Annotated in this window: 16 protein-coding genes; 8 read left to right on the top strand and 8 right to left on the bottom strand. The window is 69.8% G+C overall.

What is annotated here, in order from left to right:
• Nucleotides 1–4 precede the first annotated feature (4 nt).
• The 4 genes from MRBLWS13_RS03600 (at nt 5) to MRBLWS13_RS03585 (ending at nt 2,741) form a co-directional block, all read left to right on the top strand.
• Nucleotides 5–1,219, top strand: a complete 1,215-nt coding sequence (locus tag MRBLWS13_RS03600) for a phosphoglycerate kinase (protein WP_349427683.1) — start codon at nt 5–7, stop codon at nt 1,217–1,219.
• Nucleotides 1,210–2,031, top strand: coding sequence for a triose-phosphate isomerase (gene tpiA / locus MRBLWS13_RS03595; protein WP_349427682.1), 822 nt, complete (start codon nt 1,210–1,212; stop codon nt 2,029–2,031). Before MRBLWS13_RS03600 ends, tpiA begins: the two co-directional genes overlap by 10 nt.
• 105 nt (nt 2,032–2,136) lie before the next feature.
• Nucleotides 2,137–2,385 carry a preprotein translocase subunit SecG gene (gene secG / locus MRBLWS13_RS03590; RefSeq protein ID WP_308867435.1) on the top strand — a complete coding sequence of 83 codons (249 nt, stop codon included), beginning with the start codon at nt 2,137–2,139 and terminating at the stop codon, nt 2,383–2,385.
• Nucleotides 2,385–2,741 (top strand): RNA polymerase-binding protein RbpA, encoded by a 357-nt coding sequence (locus tag MRBLWS13_RS03585; RefSeq protein ID WP_349427681.1) that lies wholly within the window; start codon nt 2,385–2,387, stop codon nt 2,739–2,741. Before secG ends, MRBLWS13_RS03585 begins: the two co-directional genes overlap by 1 nt.
• An 80-nt stretch (nt 2,742–2,821) precedes the next feature.
• Here the strand turns inward: MRBLWS13_RS03585 and pgl are convergent, their stop codons facing one another.
• Genes pgl through tkt form a run of 6 tightly spaced genes read right to left on the bottom strand, consistent with a single transcriptional unit; the run spans nt 2,822 to nt 11,036 of the window.
• Nucleotides 2,822–3,601 carry a 6-phosphogluconolactonase gene (gene pgl, locus MRBLWS13_RS03580; protein ID WP_349427680.1) on the bottom strand — a complete coding sequence of 260 codons (780 nt, stop codon included), beginning with the start codon at nt 3,599–3,601 and terminating at the stop codon, nt 2,822–2,824.
• Between the two features lie 36 nt (nt 3,602–3,637).
• Nucleotides 3,638–4,594 (bottom strand): glucose-6-phosphate dehydrogenase assembly protein OpcA, encoded by a 957-nt coding sequence (locus MRBLWS13_RS03575; protein WP_349427679.1) that lies wholly within the window; start codon nt 4,592–4,594, stop codon nt 3,638–3,640.
• Nucleotides 4,591–6,141 carry a glucose-6-phosphate dehydrogenase gene (zwf, locus tag MRBLWS13_RS03570; RefSeq protein ID WP_349427678.1) on the bottom strand — a complete coding sequence of 517 codons (1,551 nt, stop codon included), beginning with the start codon at nt 6,139–6,141 and terminating at the stop codon, nt 4,591–4,593. Before zwf ends, MRBLWS13_RS03575 begins: the two co-directional genes overlap by 4 nt.
• Nucleotides 6,142–6,156: 15 nt before the next feature.
• Complete coding sequence (locus tag MRBLWS13_RS03565; RefSeq protein WP_349427677.1) at nt 6,157–7,797, bottom strand: glucose-6-phosphate isomerase; 1,641 nt, start codon at nt 7,795–7,797, stop codon at nt 6,157–6,159.
• Complete coding sequence (gene tal, locus MRBLWS13_RS03560) at nt 7,794–8,915, bottom strand: transaldolase (RefSeq protein WP_349427676.1); 1,122 nt, start codon at nt 8,913–8,915, stop codon at nt 7,794–7,796. Before tal ends, MRBLWS13_RS03565 begins: the two co-directional genes overlap by 4 nt.
• Nucleotides 8,916–8,933: 18 nt before the next feature.
• Nucleotides 8,934–11,036: a transketolase gene (tkt, locus tag MRBLWS13_RS03555; RefSeq protein WP_349427675.1), complete on the bottom strand. Its 2,103-nt coding sequence runs from the start codon at nt 11,034–11,036 to the stop codon at nt 8,934–8,936.
• A 336-nt stretch (nt 11,037–11,372) separates the two neighbouring features.
• Between tkt and MRBLWS13_RS03550 the strand changes: the two genes are divergently transcribed.
• Nucleotides 11,373–12,338 carry a heme o synthase gene (locus tag MRBLWS13_RS03550; RefSeq protein ID WP_349427674.1) on the top strand — a complete coding sequence of 322 codons (966 nt, stop codon included), beginning with the start codon at nt 11,373–11,375 and terminating at the stop codon, nt 12,336–12,338.
• 94 nt (nt 12,339–12,432) lie between these two features.
• Here the strand turns inward: MRBLWS13_RS03550 and MRBLWS13_RS03545 are convergent, their stop codons facing one another.
• Both MRBLWS13_RS03545 and MRBLWS13_RS03540 read right to left on the bottom strand, forming a co-directional pair.
• Entirely contained in the window at nt 12,433–12,849 is a 417-nt protein-coding gene (locus tag MRBLWS13_RS03545) for a dinucleotide-utilizing enzyme (protein ID WP_349427673.1), read from the bottom strand.
• Nucleotides 12,850–12,943: 94 nt separating this feature from the next.
• Nucleotides 12,944–13,900: a COX15/CtaA family protein gene (locus tag MRBLWS13_RS03540; protein WP_349427672.1), complete on the bottom strand. Its 957-nt coding sequence runs from the start codon at nt 13,898–13,900 to the stop codon at nt 12,944–12,946.
• Nucleotides 13,901–14,158: 258 nt separating this feature from the next.
• On the opposite strand from MRBLWS13_RS03540, the gene sufB reads away from it, so the two are divergent.
• From sufB to MRBLWS13_RS03525, 3 genes are read left to right on the top strand one after another with little or no spacing between them, the layout of a single operon-like run.
• Nucleotides 14,159–15,577 carry a Fe-S cluster assembly protein SufB gene (gene sufB, locus MRBLWS13_RS03535; protein WP_308867416.1) on the top strand — a complete coding sequence of 473 codons (1,419 nt, stop codon included), beginning with the start codon at nt 14,159–14,161 and terminating at the stop codon, nt 15,575–15,577.
• Entirely contained in the window at nt 15,578–16,765 is a 1,188-nt protein-coding gene (gene sufD / locus MRBLWS13_RS03530; protein WP_349427671.1) for a Fe-S cluster assembly protein SufD, read from the top strand. It begins immediately after the preceding gene.
• Nucleotides 16,762–17,091 carry a non-heme iron oxygenase ferredoxin subunit gene (locus MRBLWS13_RS03525; RefSeq protein WP_349427670.1) on the top strand — a complete coding sequence of 110 codons (330 nt, stop codon included), beginning with the start codon at nt 16,762–16,764 and terminating at the stop codon, nt 17,089–17,091. The genes sufD and MRBLWS13_RS03525 overlap by 4 nt, the downstream gene beginning before the upstream one ends.
• Nucleotides 17,092–17,105: the final 14 nt, after the last annotated feature.

The following is a 17,105-nucleotide window of genomic DNA, read 5'->3' as shown; positions in this document are numbered from 1 at the left end:
CGCCATGGCTCTGCGCACCCTCGATTCGCTGGGTTCGCTGGCCGGCAAGCGCGTCATCATCCGTGCTGATCTCAACGTCCCTCTCAAGGACGGGATCATCACGGACGACGGCCGTGTGCGGGCCACGCTCCCCACGCTCAACGCCCTGATCAATCAGGGCGCACGCCTCGTCGTCTGCTCGCACCTTGGTCGCCCCGACGGGGCTCCCGATGCGAAGTACAGCCTCGCGCCGGTCGCGCAGCGCCTGTCGGAGCTGCTCGGCAAGCCCGTCGCTTTCGCCCGCGACACCGTCGGCGAGTCCGCTCAGGAGGCCGTCCTGGCCCTCGAGGACGGCGACGTCGCGGTGATTGAGAACCTCCGGTTCAACCCGGGGGAGACCGCGAAGGACGAGGGGGAGCGCCGAGCGTTCGCCGAACAGCTCGCCGCACTCGGCGACGCACTCGTCTCGGACGGCTTCGGCGTCGTGCACCGCAAGCAGGCGTCGGTGTACGAGCTCGCCGAGATCCTGCCGTCCGCGGCGGGTCTGCTCATCGCGACCGAGCTGGACGTCCTGGACCGGCTCACCGAGAGCCCGGAGCGGCCCTACACGGTCGTCCTCGGAGGCTCGAAGGTCAGCGACAAGCTGGGTGTCATCTCGCACCTGCTGCCGCGCGTCGACCGGCTGCTCATCGGCGGCGGAATGCTCTTCACGTTCCTCGCCGCCCAGGGCCACAAGGTCGGCTCGAGCCTGCTCGAGGCAGACCAGCTCGACACCGTCCGCGAGTACATGCGCCGCGCGGAGGAGTCGGGCGTCGAGCTCGTGCTGCCGACCGACGTGGTCGTCGCCTCGAAGTTCGGAGCCGACGCGGAGCACGTGGTGACGCGCGCGGATCAGATCGAGGAGACGCCGTTCGGCGCCTCCGGGCTGGGCCTGGACATTGGGCCCGACACTGCAGCGCGGTTCGCCGAGCTCGTCCGCGGCTCGAAGACGGTGTTCTGGAACGGCCCGATGGGCGTGTTCGAGCTCGCGCCGTTCGCGGCCGGGACCAAGGCCGTCGCGCAGGCGCTCACCGAGGTCGACGGTCTGTCGGTCGTCGGCGGAGGCGACTCCGCCGCGGCGGTCCGCCAGCTCGGGTTCGCCGACGACGCCTTCGGTCACATCTCGACCGGCGGCGGCGCCAGCCTCGAGTTCCTCGAGGGCAAGAAGCTCCCCGGACTGGAGGTCCTCGGATGGCAGTAGACAGCGCTGGTTCAACGGCTGCTGCGCAGACCAGGCGTACCCCGCTCATCGCCGGCAACTGGAAGATGAACCTCGACCACCTGCAGGCGGTCGCGTTCGTCCAGAAGCTGCACTGGACGCTCAAGGACGCGAAGCACGAGGACGGCTCGGTCGAGGTGGCGGTCTTCCCGCCCTTCACCGATCTCCGCACGGTGCAGACCCTTCTCGACGCCGACAAGATCCCGTTCGCGCTCGGTGCACAGGACATCTCGTCGCACGACTCCGGCGCGTACACGGGCGAGGTCTCGGGCGCGTTCCTCGCGAAGCTCGACAACCGCTACGTGATCATCGGCCACTCCGAGCGTCGCGAATACCACCACGAGGGCGACGACATCGTCGCCGCGAAGGTGCAAGCGGCGCTGAAGCACGGGCTGGTTCCCGTGATCTGCGTGGGCGAGACCGCCGACGACCTCGAGAAGCACGGTGCGAGCGCCGTACCGGTCGGTCAGCTCCAGGCCGCACTCGAAGGCGTGAAGGCGGATGCCGACATCGTCGTGGCCTACGAGCCCGTGTGGGCGATCGGATCCGGCCAGGCGGCGACGCCCGAGCAGGCCCAGGAGGTGTGCGCCAAGCTTCGCGAGGTCATCGCCGACAAGCTCGGAGCGGATGCCGCGGCCCGCACACGGGTTCTGTACGGCGGCTCGGTGAAGGCCGCGAACATCGCCAGCTTCATGCGCGAGCCCGATGTCGACGGTGCGCTGGTCGGCGGTGCGAGCCTCGTCGTCGACGAGTTCGCCGCGATCATCCGCTACCAGAAGCACGTCGGCGTCTGAGCGCTGACCGGCGGGCGGCGAGGATTCCTCGCCGCCCGCCGGCGTACACGTATACTTGACCCTTGTGCGATCGGCGAACGATCGCGGCGAAAGGCTTCTACGACTGTGCAGATCCTCGAGTTCGTCCTGCAGGTGCTTCTCGGCATCACGAGTCTCCTGCTGACCCTCCTCATCCTGCTCCACAAGGGGCGCGGTGGCGGCCTGTCCGACATGTTCGGCGGCGGCATGACCTCGGCCATGGGCTCCTCGGGCCTCGCCGAGCGCAACCTCAACCGATTCACGGTGGTCCTCGCCCTGGTGTGGTTCGCATCGATCGTGGCGCTCGGCCTGATCACGAAGTTCCAGGCCATCTGATGGCCACCGGAGGCAACGCGATCCGCGGCACCCGCGTCGGTGCCGGTCCGATGGGCGAGCAGGACCACGGCTTCCACGCCGACCGCATCGCCATCTCGTACTGGGACGCCCTGGGCAACGAGACGGTGCGCTACTTCGCAGCGGGCATCCCCGAGGAGGAGATCCCCGAGACGATCGACTCGCCCCACTCGGGCCTGCCGGCCGGGCGCGACAAGGAGAACCCTCCCGCCGTCGCGAAGACCGAGCCGTACAAGACCCACCTCGCGTACGTGAAGGAGCGCCGCACCGAAGAGGAAGCCGAGACGCTCCTCGACGACGCCCTGAAGCAGCTCCGCGAGCGCCGCGGACAGGGCTGACGCGCCGCATACAGCACAGAAGAGAAGAGCGGATGCCGAGGCATCCGCTCTTCTCTTCTGTCCGCGTGCAGCAGCCGGGGTCAATACTCGCGGTCGATGAGCTCCGGCGGCACCTGCGCGGCGGCCGCCTGGTCGACGAAGAACGTCGTGCGCTTGCGGCCCTTGGCGCCGGCGGCGGGAACACTCGCGTAGCTGGCTCCGGCCAGCGCGAGGCCCAGCGCGGCCGCCTTGTCGGCGCCCGACAGTACGAGCCACACGCGCTTCGAGCTGTTGATGACGGGACGGGTCATCGTGATCCGCTCCGGCGGAGGCTTGGGGGAGTCGCGCACCGCGACCACCGAGCGATCCGTGATCTGGATCTCGGCGCGGTCGGGGAAGAGCGACGCGATGTGCCCGTCCGGCCCGACCCCGAGGAAGCACACATCGAACGAGGGCCACGCGCCTTCGGCCCCGGGGAAGCGGGCGAGCTCGTCGGCGTACGCGGCGGCGGCGGCATCCAGATCCACGCCGTCATCGCTGCCGAGCGTGGCGTGGATGTTCTCGGCCGGGATGTCGAAGCGGTCGAGGAACGCCTCACGCGCCTGGCGGTCGTTGCGGTCGGAGTGGCCGAGGGGGACGAACCGCTCGTCGCTCCACCAGAAGTGGACGCGCGACCAGTCGATGCGGGCCGCGCGCGGACTGCGTCCTGCGGCAGCGAGCACTGCCGCACCCATCGATCCGCCCGTGAGTGAGATGTGGGCGAGCTTGCCCTCGTCGACCCGCTTGGCGACGCGGCTCAGGAAGCGCGGAGCGACGGAGTCGACGAGTGCAGCGGGATCGGGACTGATGATGACGCGCTTCTCGGCCCAGCCTTCAGGCATCCGTCTTCGTCCTGTCCGTCACCCGTGCACTGTCCATCAGGCCTGCGTCCCCTTCGTCGCCGGAGGGTCGAGCAGCTCCCAGCCCTCGGTGATGACTCGACCATACAGGACGTCCGGGTCGAGGCGACGGAGCTCCTCTGCCAGGCACTCGCGCAGCGTCCGGCGCGGGAACGCCAGGTCGTGCGTGGGCTGTCCGGGCTGGGTGAGGATCGCCACACCGCGCGTCGGGCGCTCCAGGAGCACCTCACCGCTGGGACGCACCAGCGCCACGGACTTGATGCCGTGCGGCCACTCCTCGGCGTCGAGATACGCCCAGTCGACGGGCACGTCGAGCGTGAGGCGCAGCCACGCCGCGAGGAGCGCAGTGGAGGGCGAATCCGACGCACCGCGCACCCGCGCGCCGACCACGGGCTCGTACGGCGGCTGGTCGAGGATGGCGGCCAGCTGCTCGCGCCAGCGCGTCAGACGCGTCCACGCGAGGTCGGTGTCGCCGGGCGCGTACTGCTCGCCCAGGCCCGCGACCCATGCCGACGGGTCGGACTTGGTCGCGGCATCCGTGATCCGGCGCTGGGCGATGCGACCGATCGAGGTCTTCGAGATGTTGTCGGGCGTGCGGTTGGGCCACCACACCACGACGGGAGCGTCGGGCAGCAGCAGGCCCGTCACGAGGCTCTCGAGGTTCGAGTGACCGGCGTCGCCGAACGCCCGGAGGGTGACGACCTCGCTCGCGCCGGCGTCGCCGCCCACGCGGATCTGCGCGTCCAGGCGCGGTTCGGCGTCGTAGCCGTCGGGGATCAGCAGCACGATGACGCGCATCGGGTGCTCGCGCGATGCGTCGTTGGCGGCTTCGATGACCTCTTCGACCGCGGCCTCACGCGTGAGGATGACGAGGGTCAGCACGCGGCCGAGCGCGACCGCGCCGCCCTCCTCGCGCACGTTGACGAGCGCACGCGAGATCTTGCTGACAGTGGTGTCGGGAAGATCGACGATCACGGGCGCCTCCAGGTCCGTCCGTCGCGGGCGAGCATCTCGTCCGCGGAGTCCGGGCCCCACGACCCGGGTGAGTACTGTTCGAGCGGACCGCCCTGGGCATCCCAGAACTGCTCGATCGGGTCGAGGATCTTCCACGACAGCTCGACCTCTTCGTGCCGCGGGAACAGCGGCGGGTCGCCGAGCAGCACGTCGAGGATGAGACGCTCGTAAGCCTCGGGGCTCGCCTCGGTGAAGGCATGGCCGTAGCCGAAGTCCATCGTGACGTCGCGCACCTGGGCACCGGCACCCGGGACCTTCGAGCCGAACCGGATCGTGACGCCCTCGTCGGGCTGCACACGGATCACCAGGGCGTTCTGGCCCTGACCCGACGTCTGGCTGCGCGAGAACAGCAGCTCGGGGGCGCGCTTGAAGACCACGGCGATCTCGGTGACACGGCGGCCGAGACGCTTGCCGGTGCGGAGGTAGAACGGCACGCCTGCCCAGCGACGGGTATTCACCTCGAGGGTCACGGCGGCGTACGTCTCGGTCGTCGAGTGAGGGTTCATGCCGTCCTCCTCGAGGAAGCCGAGCACCTTCTCACCGCCCTGCCAGCCGCCCGCGTACTGGCCGCGCGCGGTCGAGCGGGCGAGGTCCTCCGGCAGGGTGACGGCGGCGAGCACCTTCTCCTTCTCGGCGCGGAGGTCCTTCGCGTCGAACGAGATGGGCTCCTCCATGGCGGTCAGCGCCATCAGCTGCAGCAGGTGGTTCTGGATCACGTCGCGTGCCGCGCCGACACCGTCGTAGTAGCCCGCGCGGCCGCCCACGCCGATGTCTTCCGCCATGGTGATCTGCACGTGGTCGACGTAGTTGCGGTTCCAGATCGGCTCGTACAGCTCATTGGCGAAGCGGAGGGCCAGGATGTTCTGGACCGTCTCCTTGCCGAGGTAGTGGTCGATGCGGAAGATCGAGTCCGTCGGGAACGCCGAGCGCAGCACGTCGTTCAGCGCGCGCGCCGACTCCTGGTCGTGCCCGAACGGCTTCTCGATGACGACACGGCGCCAGCGGTCGGGCTGGTCGGCGGTGTCGTCCACGAGACCCGACGACTTCAGCTGCTCCGCCACGAGCGGGAACGCCTTCGGCGGGATCGACAGGTAGAACGCGTGGTTCCCCATCGTGCCGCGATCGGTGTCCAGCCGGTCGACGGTGTCCTTCAGGCGACGGAACGCGTCCGGGTCGTCGAACTCGCCCGACACGAAGCGGATGCCCTGCAGCAGCTGCTGCCAGGTCTCGTCGCGGAACTCGGTGCGCGCGTACTGGCGCACCGCGTCGTACACGACCTGGGCGAAGTCCTGGTCGGCCCAGTCGCGCCGCGCGAAGCCGACGAGCGCGAAGCCCGGAGGCAGCAGACCGCGGTTGGCGAGGTCGTAGACGGCGGGCATGAGCTTCTTGCGGGAGAGGTCTCCCGTGACACCGAAGATGACGAGCGCGCTCGGACCGGCGATGCGGTTGAGGCGACGGTCTTCGGGGTCGCGCAACGGGTTGTGCCCGCGCGAGATCTCGACGGTCATGTGGGGCTCGAACTCCTACTGGGCCGCTTCGAAGAGCGAGAGCACTTCGATCTGGGGATCGGTGAGGGTCAGGGTCACGACGGGTCGGCCGTGGCCATCGGCGAGAACGGTCGCGTCTCCCGCGGCCTGCGCCTGGATGAGCTGGCCGAACGTGAACGGCCGGCCCGGGATCTCGAGGTCGACATCGGTCTGCTCGAGGATCTGGAGGAACACGCCGTTCGCGGGGCCGCCCTTGTGGTACTGCCCGGTCGAATGCAGGAACCGCGGTCCCCAGCCGAACGTGGTGGGACGCCCGGAGTCTGCGGCGACGAGTTCGCGCAGGCCCGCGAGCTGCGACAGCTCGAGCCGGTTGACGTACGCCTGGATCGCGACGTAGCCGTCCTCCGGCAGCCGTGCCCACAGTGCGTCGAGGACCCCGGCGACGGTGCCGGATGCCGCGAGGGCGGGGTCGGAGACCCGCACCTCGACGCCCTCCACGGCGAACGCCGGAGCCGTCGGCTCGGGTCGTGCGTCGAGGAGGCCGCGCGCGGCCACCTTGGCGGACTCGACATCGGGCTGGTCGAAGGGATTGATGCCCAGCATCCGCCCCGCGATCGCCGTCGCGTACTCCCAGACGACGAACTGCGCGCCCAGCGAGCCGCTCACGAGCAGCTCGCCCTCGTGGTGCTCGAAGAGGTGGAACTGCTTGGCCTCGTCGACGAGGCGCACGATCTGCAGGTCGGCCGGCTTCGCGTCGACCTCGGGGGAGACCGGGAGCAGGACGACGGGCAGGATGCCGGTGCCTTCCTTGCCGGTCGACTCGGCGACGAGCTGCTCGATCCAGTCCGGCAGGCCCACGATGTGCGTGCCGTCGGTAACGAGGCCGAGCTTGTCCCTGCGAGACGCTGCGCCGTCGACCTCCTGGCCGCCCGCGATCGCCGCGGCCAGCACGAGCGCCGGATTCTCGGGGCTGTCGATCGACACCGCGAGCAGCGTCGCCTCCGCCTCGTCGAGGAGCTCGGAGATGTCGACGCCGGCGAGACCGGCCGGCACCAGCCCGAACGCGGTGAGGGCCGAGTAGCGGCCGCCGACGGTCGGGTCGGCGTTGAAGACCGTGTACCCGTCCGCGCGCGCCTCCTGCTCCAGCGGCGAGCCGGGGTCGGTCACGACGACGATGCGTTCGGCGGGGTCGATCCCCAGGTCGCGGAACGCCGCCTCGAACGCCCGCTTGGCGGAGTCGGTCTCGACGGTGGAGCCGGACTTCGACGACACGACGAGCGCCGTGCGCGTGAGGTCACCGGCCTGCGCGTCGCCGTCGATCGCCGCGAGCACCTGGCCGGGGGCCGTGGAGTCGAGGATCACGAGGGGAACGCCCGAGGTCTGGGCGATCACCTCGGGGGCGAGCGACGAGCCGCCCATTCCGGCGAGCACGATGCGCGTGATGTTGCGCGAGCGCAGCCGCTCGCGGAGAGCCAGGATCTCGGCGACCAGGGGGCGCGAGACGCTGACGGCCTCGACCCAGCCCAGGCGTCGCGACGCCTCGTCCTCGGCCGCGGGGCCCCACAGGGACGCGTCGCCGCCGGTGATGCCGGATGCCACGAGACTCGACACGAGCCCGGGCAGTGTGGCCTCGACGACGGACTTGACGTGTCCGCTGAGGTGGATGTCGAAGCTCATCGGGTGGCCTGGAGCGCGTCCTCGAGCGCCGTCTTGACGGTGCCCTGCAGGTCGTGCCAGGAGGCGATGAACTTGTCGACCCCTTCGTCTTCGAGCACCTGGGTGACGTCGGCGAAGTCCACGCCGACGGCGGCGAGACGATCGAAGACCTCGTGCGCAGCGGCGTAGGTGCCCGTGACGGCGTCACCGGCGATCTGGCCGTGGTCGAAGGTCGCCTCGAGCGTCTTCTCGGGCATCGTGTTGACGGTGCCGGGGGCGACGAGCTCGGTGACGTAGAGGGTGTCGGGCAGGGACGGGTCCTTGACGCCGGTCGACGCCCACAGCGGCCGCTGCACGTGCGCGCCGGCATCCGTCAGCGCCTTCGCGCGGTCGGTGGCGAACGCCTGCTCGAACAGCTCGTACGCGAGCCGGGCGTTCGCGACGCCGGCGAGCGACTTGAGCGCCGTGGCCTCATCGGTGCCGACGGCGACGAGCCGCTTGTCGACCTCGGTGTCCACGCGCGAGACGAAGAACGAGGCGACCGAGTGGATCTTCGAGATGTCGTGGCCGTTCGCCTGCGCCTGCTCGAGCCCCGCCAGGTAGGCGTCGATGACCTCGGAGTAGCGCTCCAGGCTGAAGATCAGCGTGACGTTGACCGAGATGCCTTCGGCCAGCACGGCGGTGATGGCGGGAAGACCGGCCTTCGTCGCAGGGATCTTGATGTGCACGTTGGGGCGGTCGACCGTGGCCCACAGCTCCTTGGCCTGGGCGATCGTCGCCTCGGTATCGTGGGCGAGGTCGGGGGAGACCTCGATCGACACGCGGCCGTCGACGCCGTCCGTCGAGTCGTAGACCGGGCGGAAGATGTCGGCCGCGTCGCGCACGTCGTCGGTCGTCGCGGCGAAGATCGCGTCGTCGACCGATGCGCCGGCCGCCGCGAGCTCCGAGATCTGCGTGGCGTACGAGTGCCCGCCGCCACCGATCGCGCCCTGGAAGATCGTCGGGTTCGTCGTGACGCCGCTGACGTTGCGCGTCGAGATGAGCTCGGTCAGATTGCCCGACGTGATGCGCTCGCGCGACAGGTCGTCGAGCCAGATGCTCACGCCCTCGGCGACCAGCTTCTCAGTGGGGGTGCTCATGCTGCCTTCTCCTCGTGCTTAAACGTCGCTCGCGGCCGCGAGAGTCTCGCGGGCGGCCTCGACGACGGCGTCGGCGGTGATGCCGAACTTCTGGAACAGGGTCTTGTAGTCGGCCGACGCACCGAAGTGGTCGATCGCGACGGAACGGCCGGCGTCGCCGACGATGCCGCGCCAGGTGAGCGCCGAGCCGGCCTCGACCGACACCCGCGCCTTCACTGCGGCGGGCAGGACCTTCTCGCGGTAGGCGGCATCCTGCTCGTCGAACCACTCGAGCGACGGCGCCGACACCACGCGGGCGTTCACACCCTCGGCGGCGAGGGTCTCGCGGGCGGAGACGGCGAGCTGCACCTCGGAGCCGGTCGCGATGAGGATCACGTCGGGCGTGCCGCCCGGCGCTTCGGCGAGGATGTAGGCGCCCTTGGCGACGCCGTCCGTCGACGCGAAGACGTCGCCGTCGGCCTCGCCCTCGCCCCGCTCGAACACCGGGATGTTCTGGCGCGTCAGCGCGATGCCGATGGGGCCGCCCTGGCGACGGACGATCTCGAACCACGCGGCCGAGGTCTCGTTCGCGTCCGCGGGACGCACCACGGTGAAGTTCGGGATGGCGCGCAGTGTCGCGAGCTGCTCGACCGGCTGGTGGGTGGGCCCGTCCTCGCCGAGCGCGACGGAGTCGTGCGTCCAGACGAAGATCGACGGGATGTCCATCAGCGCGGCCAGCCGCACCGAGGGGCGCATGTAGTCGCTGAAGATCAGGAACGTGCCGCCGAACGGGCGTGTCGGGCCGTGCAGCTTGATGCCGTTGACGATGGCGCCCATCGCGTGCTCGCGGATGCCGAAGTGCAGCACGCGGCCGTACGGGTCGCCGGACCACTCGTGCGTCGACCACTCGGCCGGGATGAAGGACTTCGCGTCCTTGATCGTCGTGAGGTTCGACTCGGCGAGGTCGGCCGAGCCGCCCCACAGCTCCGGAAGCTCGGCGGCGAGGGCGTTGATCACGATGCCCGACGCGGCGCGTGTGGAGACGTCCTTGCCCGCTTCGAACGAGGGGAGGGCTGCTGCCACGTCTGCGGGCAGCTCGCCGGCCTCGAGGCGGTCGAACAGCGCCTTGCGCTCGGGGTTCGCCGCCGCCCATGCGTCGAACGACTCCTGCCAGGCCGCGCGCTCCTCATGGGCGCGGTCCTTCAGGGAGCGCGTGTGCGCGAGGACGTCCTCGGCGACGACGAAGGACTGCTCGGGGTCGAAGCCGAGCACCTTCTTCGTCGCGGCGAGCTCGTCGCCGCCCAGCGCGGAGCCGTGGATCTTGCCGGTGTTCTGCTTGCCGGGCGACGGCCAGCCGATGATCGTGCGGAGGATGATGAGCGACGGCTTCGCCGTCTCGCCCTGCGCCGCCTCGATCGCGGCGAACAGCTCGGCGACATCCTCGACGTACTCGCCCGACTTCTTCCAGTCGACGACTTGCACCTGCCAGCCGTAGGCCTCGTAGCGCTTCGCGACGTCCTCGGTGAAGGCGACGTTCGTGTCGTCCTCGATCGAGATCTGGTTCGAGTCGTAGATGGCGATGAGGTTGCCGAGGGCCTGGTGGCCGGCGAGCGACGAGGCCTCGGAGGTGATGCCCTCCTGCAGGTCGCCGTCGCCGGCGATCACGTAGATGTGGTGGTCGAAGGGCGACGTGCCGGCGGCGGCGTCCGGATCGAACAGGCCGCGCTCGTAGCGGGCGGCGTACGCGAAGCCGACGGCCGACGCGAGGCCCTGGCCGAGAGGGCCGGTCGTGATCTCGACGCCCTTGGTGTGCCCGTACTCGGGGTGTCCCGGCGTGAGGGAGCCCCACGTGCGCAGCGCCTTCAGGTCGTCGAGCTCCAGCCCGAACCCGCCCAGGTAGAGCTGCACGTACTGCGTGAGCGAGGAGTGCCCGGCCGACAGGATGAACCGGTCGCGGCCGACCCAGTGGGTGTCGGCGGGGTCGTGACGCAGCACGCGCTGGTAGAGCAGGTACGCCGCCGGCGCCAGGCTCATCGCGGTGCCGGGGTGGCCGTTGCCGACCTTCTCCACGGCATCCGCAGCCAGGACGCGAGCAGTGTCCACCGCGCGCCGATCGATCTCATCCCAACGCAGTTCCGACACCGGGCCGCCTTTCTCGAGGAGGTGCGCCCAGAATGTGGCCGGCTCGCGGCCCCTGTCCGGATGGATAAGGGGGAATCGGCGACGGGCGCGCGTGTTTCTCAGCATAGCGAAGGGGTAGACCGCCGAGGCGATGCGAGACGTGTATGTGACGCAGTCTTGCGAAGGCCTGTGCGCCGTCCATGACATCCCGGTGTCGCGGGCGTCACGTTCTGCTCACCTGCGCCCGGGCGGCGTTGTGATCCGCCGGCGCCGGGGGAGGCGGTCGCCCGGGCGCGGGGTGCGACACGCCGATGCCCTAGACTTGGGGCGAATCTGCAGGCGGCGATTGCGGGGGTCATGGACAGCACGAAGACGGCCGGGGCTGCGGCGGAGTCCGCACGCGCGGGCGTGGGGACGATCGACACACCCCGCCGGCCTCGGCAGAGCTTCGGCCGCACCGTCCGCGCCTATGTCGCGCTGATGAAGCCGCGCGTGCTCGAGCTGCTGCTGGTCACGACGGTCCCGGTGATGATCCTCGCGGAGGGCGGCTTCCCGGACGTCTGGCTGGTCGTCGCGACCGTCGTCGGCGGCACGGCGAGTGCCGGCTCGGCGGCGGCATTCAACATGTACCTCGATCGCGACATCGACGCTCACATGCAGCGCACGGTGAACCGGCCGCTCGTCACGGGCGAGGTCTCGCCCCGCGGCGCGCTGATCTTCGCCTGGTCGCTCGCGGTGTTCTCGACGGTGTGGCTGTGGCTCACGACGAACTGGCTGGCGGCGACGCTGTCGGCCGCGGCCATCTTCTTCTACGTCGTGATCTACACGATGATCCTCAAGCGCCGCACTGAGCAGAACATCGTGTGGGGCGGCATCGCCGGCTGCTTCCCGGTGGTCATCGGCTGGACGGCCGTCACCGGCTCGCTGGCGTGGTCGCCGGTGATCCTGTTCGCGCTGGTGTTCCTGTGGACGCCGCCGCACTACTGGCCGCTTTCGATGAAGTACAAGGACCAGTACGAGGGCGTCCAGGTGCCGATGCTGGGCGCCACGCGCGGCGGCTCGCAGGTCGGCCTGCAGGTCATCCTGTACGCGTGGGCCACCGTGGTGTGCTCGCTGCTGCTGATCCCCGTCGCCGGGATGGGCCTGGTCTACACGGTGTCGTCGCTCGTCTTCGGCGGCTGGTTCATCTACGAGTCGCACGTGCTCTACAACCGCGCGGTGCGCGGCACCGAGCCGCGCCCGATGCGCGTGTTCCACGCCTCGATCACGTACCTCACCCTGCTCTTCGTCGCGATCGCCGTCGATCCGCTGCTGCCGTTCTGACCTCGCGCGCTCGCAGGGCGAGCACTCGATCCATCGGATCCGATACGAGAAGAGGCCGCCCGGCGAACCGGGCGGCCTCTTCTCGTATCCGCGATCAGCGCGCGGCGACAGGTGCCTCGGCGTCGACCGGCTCCGCGTCGACGGCGGGCTCGGCGTCGGCCGCGGCCGGCTCGGTCGGCCGGGGCGCGTCCGCGGCGGTCTCCGCCTCGGAGTCCCAGTCGATGGGCTCGACGACCTCGACCGGCGCCTGCGGGCGCAGGGTCGAGATGGCGGCGATGCCGAGCGCGAGGAGGATGCCGACGATGCCGGCGCCGATGAGGATCCCGCCGAGCTGGGCGACGGACTGGCCGACGTAGACGTCGACACCGGTCGCGGTGCCGTCGGTCAGGGTCGTCGTCATCGAGGCGATCTTGTCGGTGGTGATGAACCAGCCGCCGGCGACGGTCGCCAGCGAGACGACGACGAGGCCCCAGAACGGGATGCTTTGGATGAGACGGGGACGGGTGGACATGTGTCGATCACTCCTCGGGATGCGCGACCCGTGGTGGCCGCGGCATCCCACCCTCGCAAAGGAGTCCGTGCGACGCCAATCGGGTTGCTATGGATCAGCTGTGGACGGCCGCGCGTGCCGGCGCCTTGAGATGCATGACGACGGCCGTCATCGCGGCGACCAGCCCGACGGCGAGCACCATGTGGATGTTGACGAGGACGATCGGCAGCCCGGTGCGCGCCTGCCAGAGTCCGACGACGATCTGCACGAGCTCGATTCCGAGCAGGAGCAGCGTCCACAGGCGCAGGCGCAGTGCCGGGGGAGTGCGCCACGAGCCGGCCACCAGCACGAGGGTGAGTGCGAACGTGATGTAGCCCGGCCACGCGTGGATGTGCTGCATCAGCTCCGGGTTGAGCCCGTTGCGCGCGGCGCCGCCGTCGCCGGCGTGCGGGCCGGAGCCGGTCACGAGGATGCCCACCACGATCGTGAGGAGCACGAACGCCGTCGTGACGTGGGTCACCGCCGCGTACCAGCGGGGGACGGCGAGCACGCGCGGACCCGGCTCGGCGTACACGCGCACCACGAGCACCGCCGACAGCGCCACCAGCAGCACAGAGGCGAAGTAGTGCAGGCCCACGACGTAGGGATTGAGGTTCGTCAGGACCGTGATGCCGCCGATGACCGCCTGCACCGGCACATAGAGGCCGATCAGCAGCGAGAGCCAGAACAGGTCGCGGCGCTCGCGGCGCATGCGGAGGACGAAGAGGAACATGATGATCGCGACGGCGACCAGCACGAAGGTCAGCAGGCGGTTGCCGAACTCGATGAAGCCGTGCACCCCCGAGACCTCGGGGACCGGGACGAATGAGTCCTCGTTGCACCGCGGCCACGTGTCGCAGCCGAGCCCGGAGCCGGTGAGGCGGACGAGGCCCCCGGTGGCGACGATGCCGATCTGCACCACCAGCGTCGCCCACGCGGCCGCGATCACGCGGCGGTCGACGCGATCCGGGAGCCACAGCCAGAAGCGCTGCCGGATTCCCGGGGCCGTCGTGGTGGACTCTTGCGCGGACATGCTGGTCGTCGCCTCCTGGCAGAGGCTCCTGGAACCGCGCGTGACGTACGGGGCGCGTCCGCGTCGGGGTGGAACCTGTAGAATCAAGGGGTCGGTTGCGGTGCAGTTCCCAGCGCCGCGCACCACTGACAGTCTAGGCGCGAAGATCGGCGCCGCTTGAGAGGGCCCGAGAAGCGGCATCCCCCCTCCGGTATCTCCACCGGAGAACACGGATGCCGGGGCGGATCACACCGCTAGGACCCGGAGGAGAACGTGACGATGTCTGATGTGCTGATCGATCGCCCGGAGCTGGACAGCCTGGGTGTCTACGAGTTCGGGTGGCATGATGCCGACGCCGCGGGAGCCGTGGCGAAACGAGGCATCGACGAGTCCGTGGTGCGTGGCATCTCGGCGCTCAAGAACGAACCCGAATGGATGCTGAAGACCCGGCTGAAGGGCTATCAGCTGTTCGGCCGCAAGCCGATGCCGACCTGGGGCGCCGACCTCAGCGAGATCGACTTCGACAACATCAAGTACTTCGTGCGCTCCACCGAGAAGCAGGCGGGGTCGTGGGAAGAGCTCCCCGAGGACATCCGCAACACGTACGAGAAGCTCGGCATCCCCGAGGCGGAGCGCCAGCGCCTGGTCGCGGGCGTCGCGGCACAGTACGAGTCCGAGGTCGTGTATCACCAGATCCGCGAGGACCTCGAGGCCCAGGGCGTCATCTTCATGGACACCGACACCGCGCTGCGCGAGCACCCCGAGTTCTTCGAGGAGTACTTCGGCACGGTCATCCCGGCCGGCGACAACAAGTTCGCGGCGCTCAACACCGCGGTGTGGTCGGGCGGCTCGTTCGTCTACGTGCCGCCGGGAGTGCACGTCGAGATCCCGCTGCAGGCGTACTTCCGCATCAACACCGAGAACATGGGACAGTTCGAGCGGACGCTCATCATCGCCGACGAGGGCTCGTACGTGCACTACATCGAGGGCTGCACGGCCCCGATCTACAAGAGCGACTCGCTGCACTCGGCCGTCGTCGAGATCATCGTGAAGAAGAACGCCCGTGTGCGCTACACGACGATCCAGAACTGGTCGAACAACGTCTACAACCTCGTCACCAAGCGCGCCGTGGCGCACGAGGGAGCGACGATGGAGTGGATCGACGGCAACATCGGCTCCAAGGTCACGATGAAGTACCCGTCGATCTTCCTGATGGGCGAGCACGCCAAGGGCGAGACGCTGTCGGTCGCGTTCGCCGGTCCGGGTCAACACCAGGACGCCGGCGCGAAAATGATCCACATGGCGCCGTACACGCAGTCGTCGATCGTGTCCAAGTCGATCGCCCGCGGCGGCGGCCGGGCCGGCTACCGCGGCGAGGTCCGCGTGGACGCGAACGCGCACCACTCGGCGAACACGGTGCGCTGCGACGCGCTGCTGGTCGATACGATCTCGCGCTCCGACACGTACCCGGCGATCGACATCCGCGTCGACGACGTGCAGCTCGGCCACGAGGCGACGGTCTCGAAGGTCAGCGAGGAGCAGCTCTTCTACCTCATGAGCCGCGGGATGCCGGAGGACGAGGCCATGGCGATGATCGTGCGCGGCTTCATCGAGCCGATCGCCCGCGAGCTGCCCATGGAGTACGCGCTCGAACTCAACAAGCTCATCGAGATGGGCATGGAAGGATCCGTCGGCTAGATGAGCCCCACCACTGAGGCCCCCACCATTCCCGGCGCGAAGGGCCACACCGATGGCGCCGGCGCGTTCGTGCCGGTTCAGACTCGCTCCGAGCGTCCCTGGTCGTTCGACCCCGCCGACTTCGAGGTGCCCACCGGCCGCGAGGTCAACTGGAAGCACACGCCGACCGCCAAGGTCCAGCCGCTGTTCGTCGACGAGGCCGGACCCCACGGCGTCATCGAGGTCGACGTCGACGCCCCGGCAGGACTCGTGCAGGAGCGCCTGACCCTCGGCACGGCGCCCCGCGGCGAGGTGTTCCGCCCCGAGGATCTGCCGAGCGCGATCGCCTGGAAGCAGGAGACCGAGGCGCCGCTGCTGCGCATACCGGCCGGCGCCGAGTACACCGAGCCGATCGTGGTGTCGCTGACCGGCACCGGCGGTCTGGCGCACGCGCACGTCGTCGTCGAGGCGCAGGCGAACTCGCACGCCACCGTCGTGTTCCGGCACACCGGCACCGCCCAGCACGCGCAGAACGTCGAGATCATCGTGCGGGAGGGCGCACACCTGGAGCTCGTGACCGTGCAGCGGTGGGACGACGACGCCGTGCACGTGGCCTCCCACCAGGCGCGCGTCGAGCGCGACGCGACCCTCCGCCACGTCGTCGTCAGCTTCGGCGGCGGCGTCGTGCGCGTCAACCCGACGGTGGAGCTCGCCGGCACCGGCTCGCGCGCCGAGCTGTACGGCCTCAGCTACTCCGACTCGGGGCAGCACCTCGAGAGCCAGGTGTACCTGCACCACAAGGGTGCCGAGACTTCCGGCGACGTGCTCTACAAGAGCGCGCTGCAGGGCGCGGCGGCGCGCACGGTGTGGATCGGCGACGTCCTCATCGGGGCGGATGCCGTGGGCACCGACTCGTACGAGGCCAACCGCAACCTCGTCCTGACCGAAGGCGCGCGCGCCGAGTCGATCCCCAACCTGGAGATCGAGACCGGTGACATCCGCGGCGCCGGTCACGCGAGCGCCACCGGGCGCTTCGACGACGAGCAGCTGTTCTACCTGCAGGCGCGCGGCATCGCCGAGGAGGAGGCGCGACGGCTCGTCGTGCTCGGCTTCCTCGCCGAGATCGTGCAGAAGATCGGTGTCGCAGACCTCGAGGCGGAGCTGTTCGCCGTGATCGAGGAAGAACTCGCCAAGGAGGCCGGCCGATGACCGCGCAGCGCGTGTGCGCCCTCAGCGACCTCGTCCCGGACGAAGCCCGCCGTGTCGAGGTGGACGGCGTCGCGATCGCCCTCGTGATGGACTCCAGCGGCGAGGTGCACGCCATCGGCGATGTCTGCACCCACGGCGACATCTCGCTGGCCGAGGGCTTCGTCGACGGCGAGTCGCTCGAGTGCTGGGCCCACGGCTCGGCGTTCTCGCTGCGCACCGGCAAGCCCCTCAATCTCCCCGCGTACGAGCCGGTCCCCGTGTTCGCGGTCACCGTCGACGGCGACGACGTGCTCGTCGACGCCACCGTCACGCTCGAAGTGAACTGAAGAAGGTACTGAAG

The sequence above is a fragment of the Microbacterium sp. LWS13-1.2 genome, from assembly GCF_040144835.1.
GTDB lineage: Bacteria > Actinomycetota > Actinomycetes > Actinomycetales > Microbacteriaceae > Microbacterium.
The sequence above is the reverse complement of the archived record's forward strand: the minus strand, read 5'-3'. Positions and strand labels throughout refer to the sequence as shown.

Excerpts from the sequence above, each read along its gene's own strand:
- MRBLWS13_RS03600 (WP_349427683.1), top strand. The coding sequence starts at position 5 with ATGGCTCTGCGCACCCTCGATTCGCTGGGTTCGCTGGCCGGCAAGCGC.
- tpiA (WP_349427682.1), top strand. The coding sequence starts at position 1,210 with ATGGCAGTAGACAGCGCTGGTTCAACGGCTGCTGCGCAGACCAGGCGT.
- MRBLWS13_RS03585 (WP_349427681.1), top strand. The coding sequence starts at position 2,385 with ATGGCCACCGGAGGCAACGCGATCCGCGGCACCCGCGTCGGTGCCGGT.
- pgl (WP_349427680.1), bottom strand. The coding sequence starts at position 3,601 with ATGCCTGAAGGCTGGGCCGAGAAGCGCGTCATCATCAGTCCCGATCCC.
- zwf (WP_349427678.1), bottom strand. The coding sequence starts at position 6,141 with ATGACCGTCGAGATCTCGCGCGGGCACAACCCGTTGCGCGACCCCGAA.
- MRBLWS13_RS03565 (WP_349427677.1), bottom strand. The coding sequence starts at position 7,797 with ATGAGCTTCGACATCCACCTCAGCGGACACGTCAAGTCCGTCGTCGAG.
- tal (WP_349427676.1), bottom strand. The coding sequence starts at position 8,915 with ATGAGCACCCCCACTGAGAAGCTGGTCGCCGAGGGCGTGAGCATCTGG.
- MRBLWS13_RS03550 (WP_349427674.1), top strand. The coding sequence starts at position 11,373 with ATGGACAGCACGAAGACGGCCGGGGCTGCGGCGGAGTCCGCACGCGCG.
- MRBLWS13_RS03545 (WP_349427673.1), bottom strand. The coding sequence starts at position 12,849 with ATGTCCACCCGTCCCCGTCTCATCCAAAGCATCCCGTTCTGGGGCCTC.
- MRBLWS13_RS03540 (WP_349427672.1), bottom strand. The coding sequence starts at position 13,900 with ATGTCCGCGCAAGAGTCCACCACGACGGCCCCGGGAATCCGGCAGCGC.
- sufB (WP_308867416.1), top strand. The coding sequence starts at position 14,159 with ATGTCTGATGTGCTGATCGATCGCCCGGAGCTGGACAGCCTGGGTGTC.
- sufD (WP_349427671.1), top strand. The coding sequence starts at position 15,578 with ATGAGCCCCACCACTGAGGCCCCCACCATTCCCGGCGCGAAGGGCCAC.
- MRBLWS13_RS03525 (WP_349427670.1), top strand. The coding sequence starts at position 16,762 with ATGACCGCGCAGCGCGTGTGCGCCCTCAGCGACCTCGTCCCGGACGAA.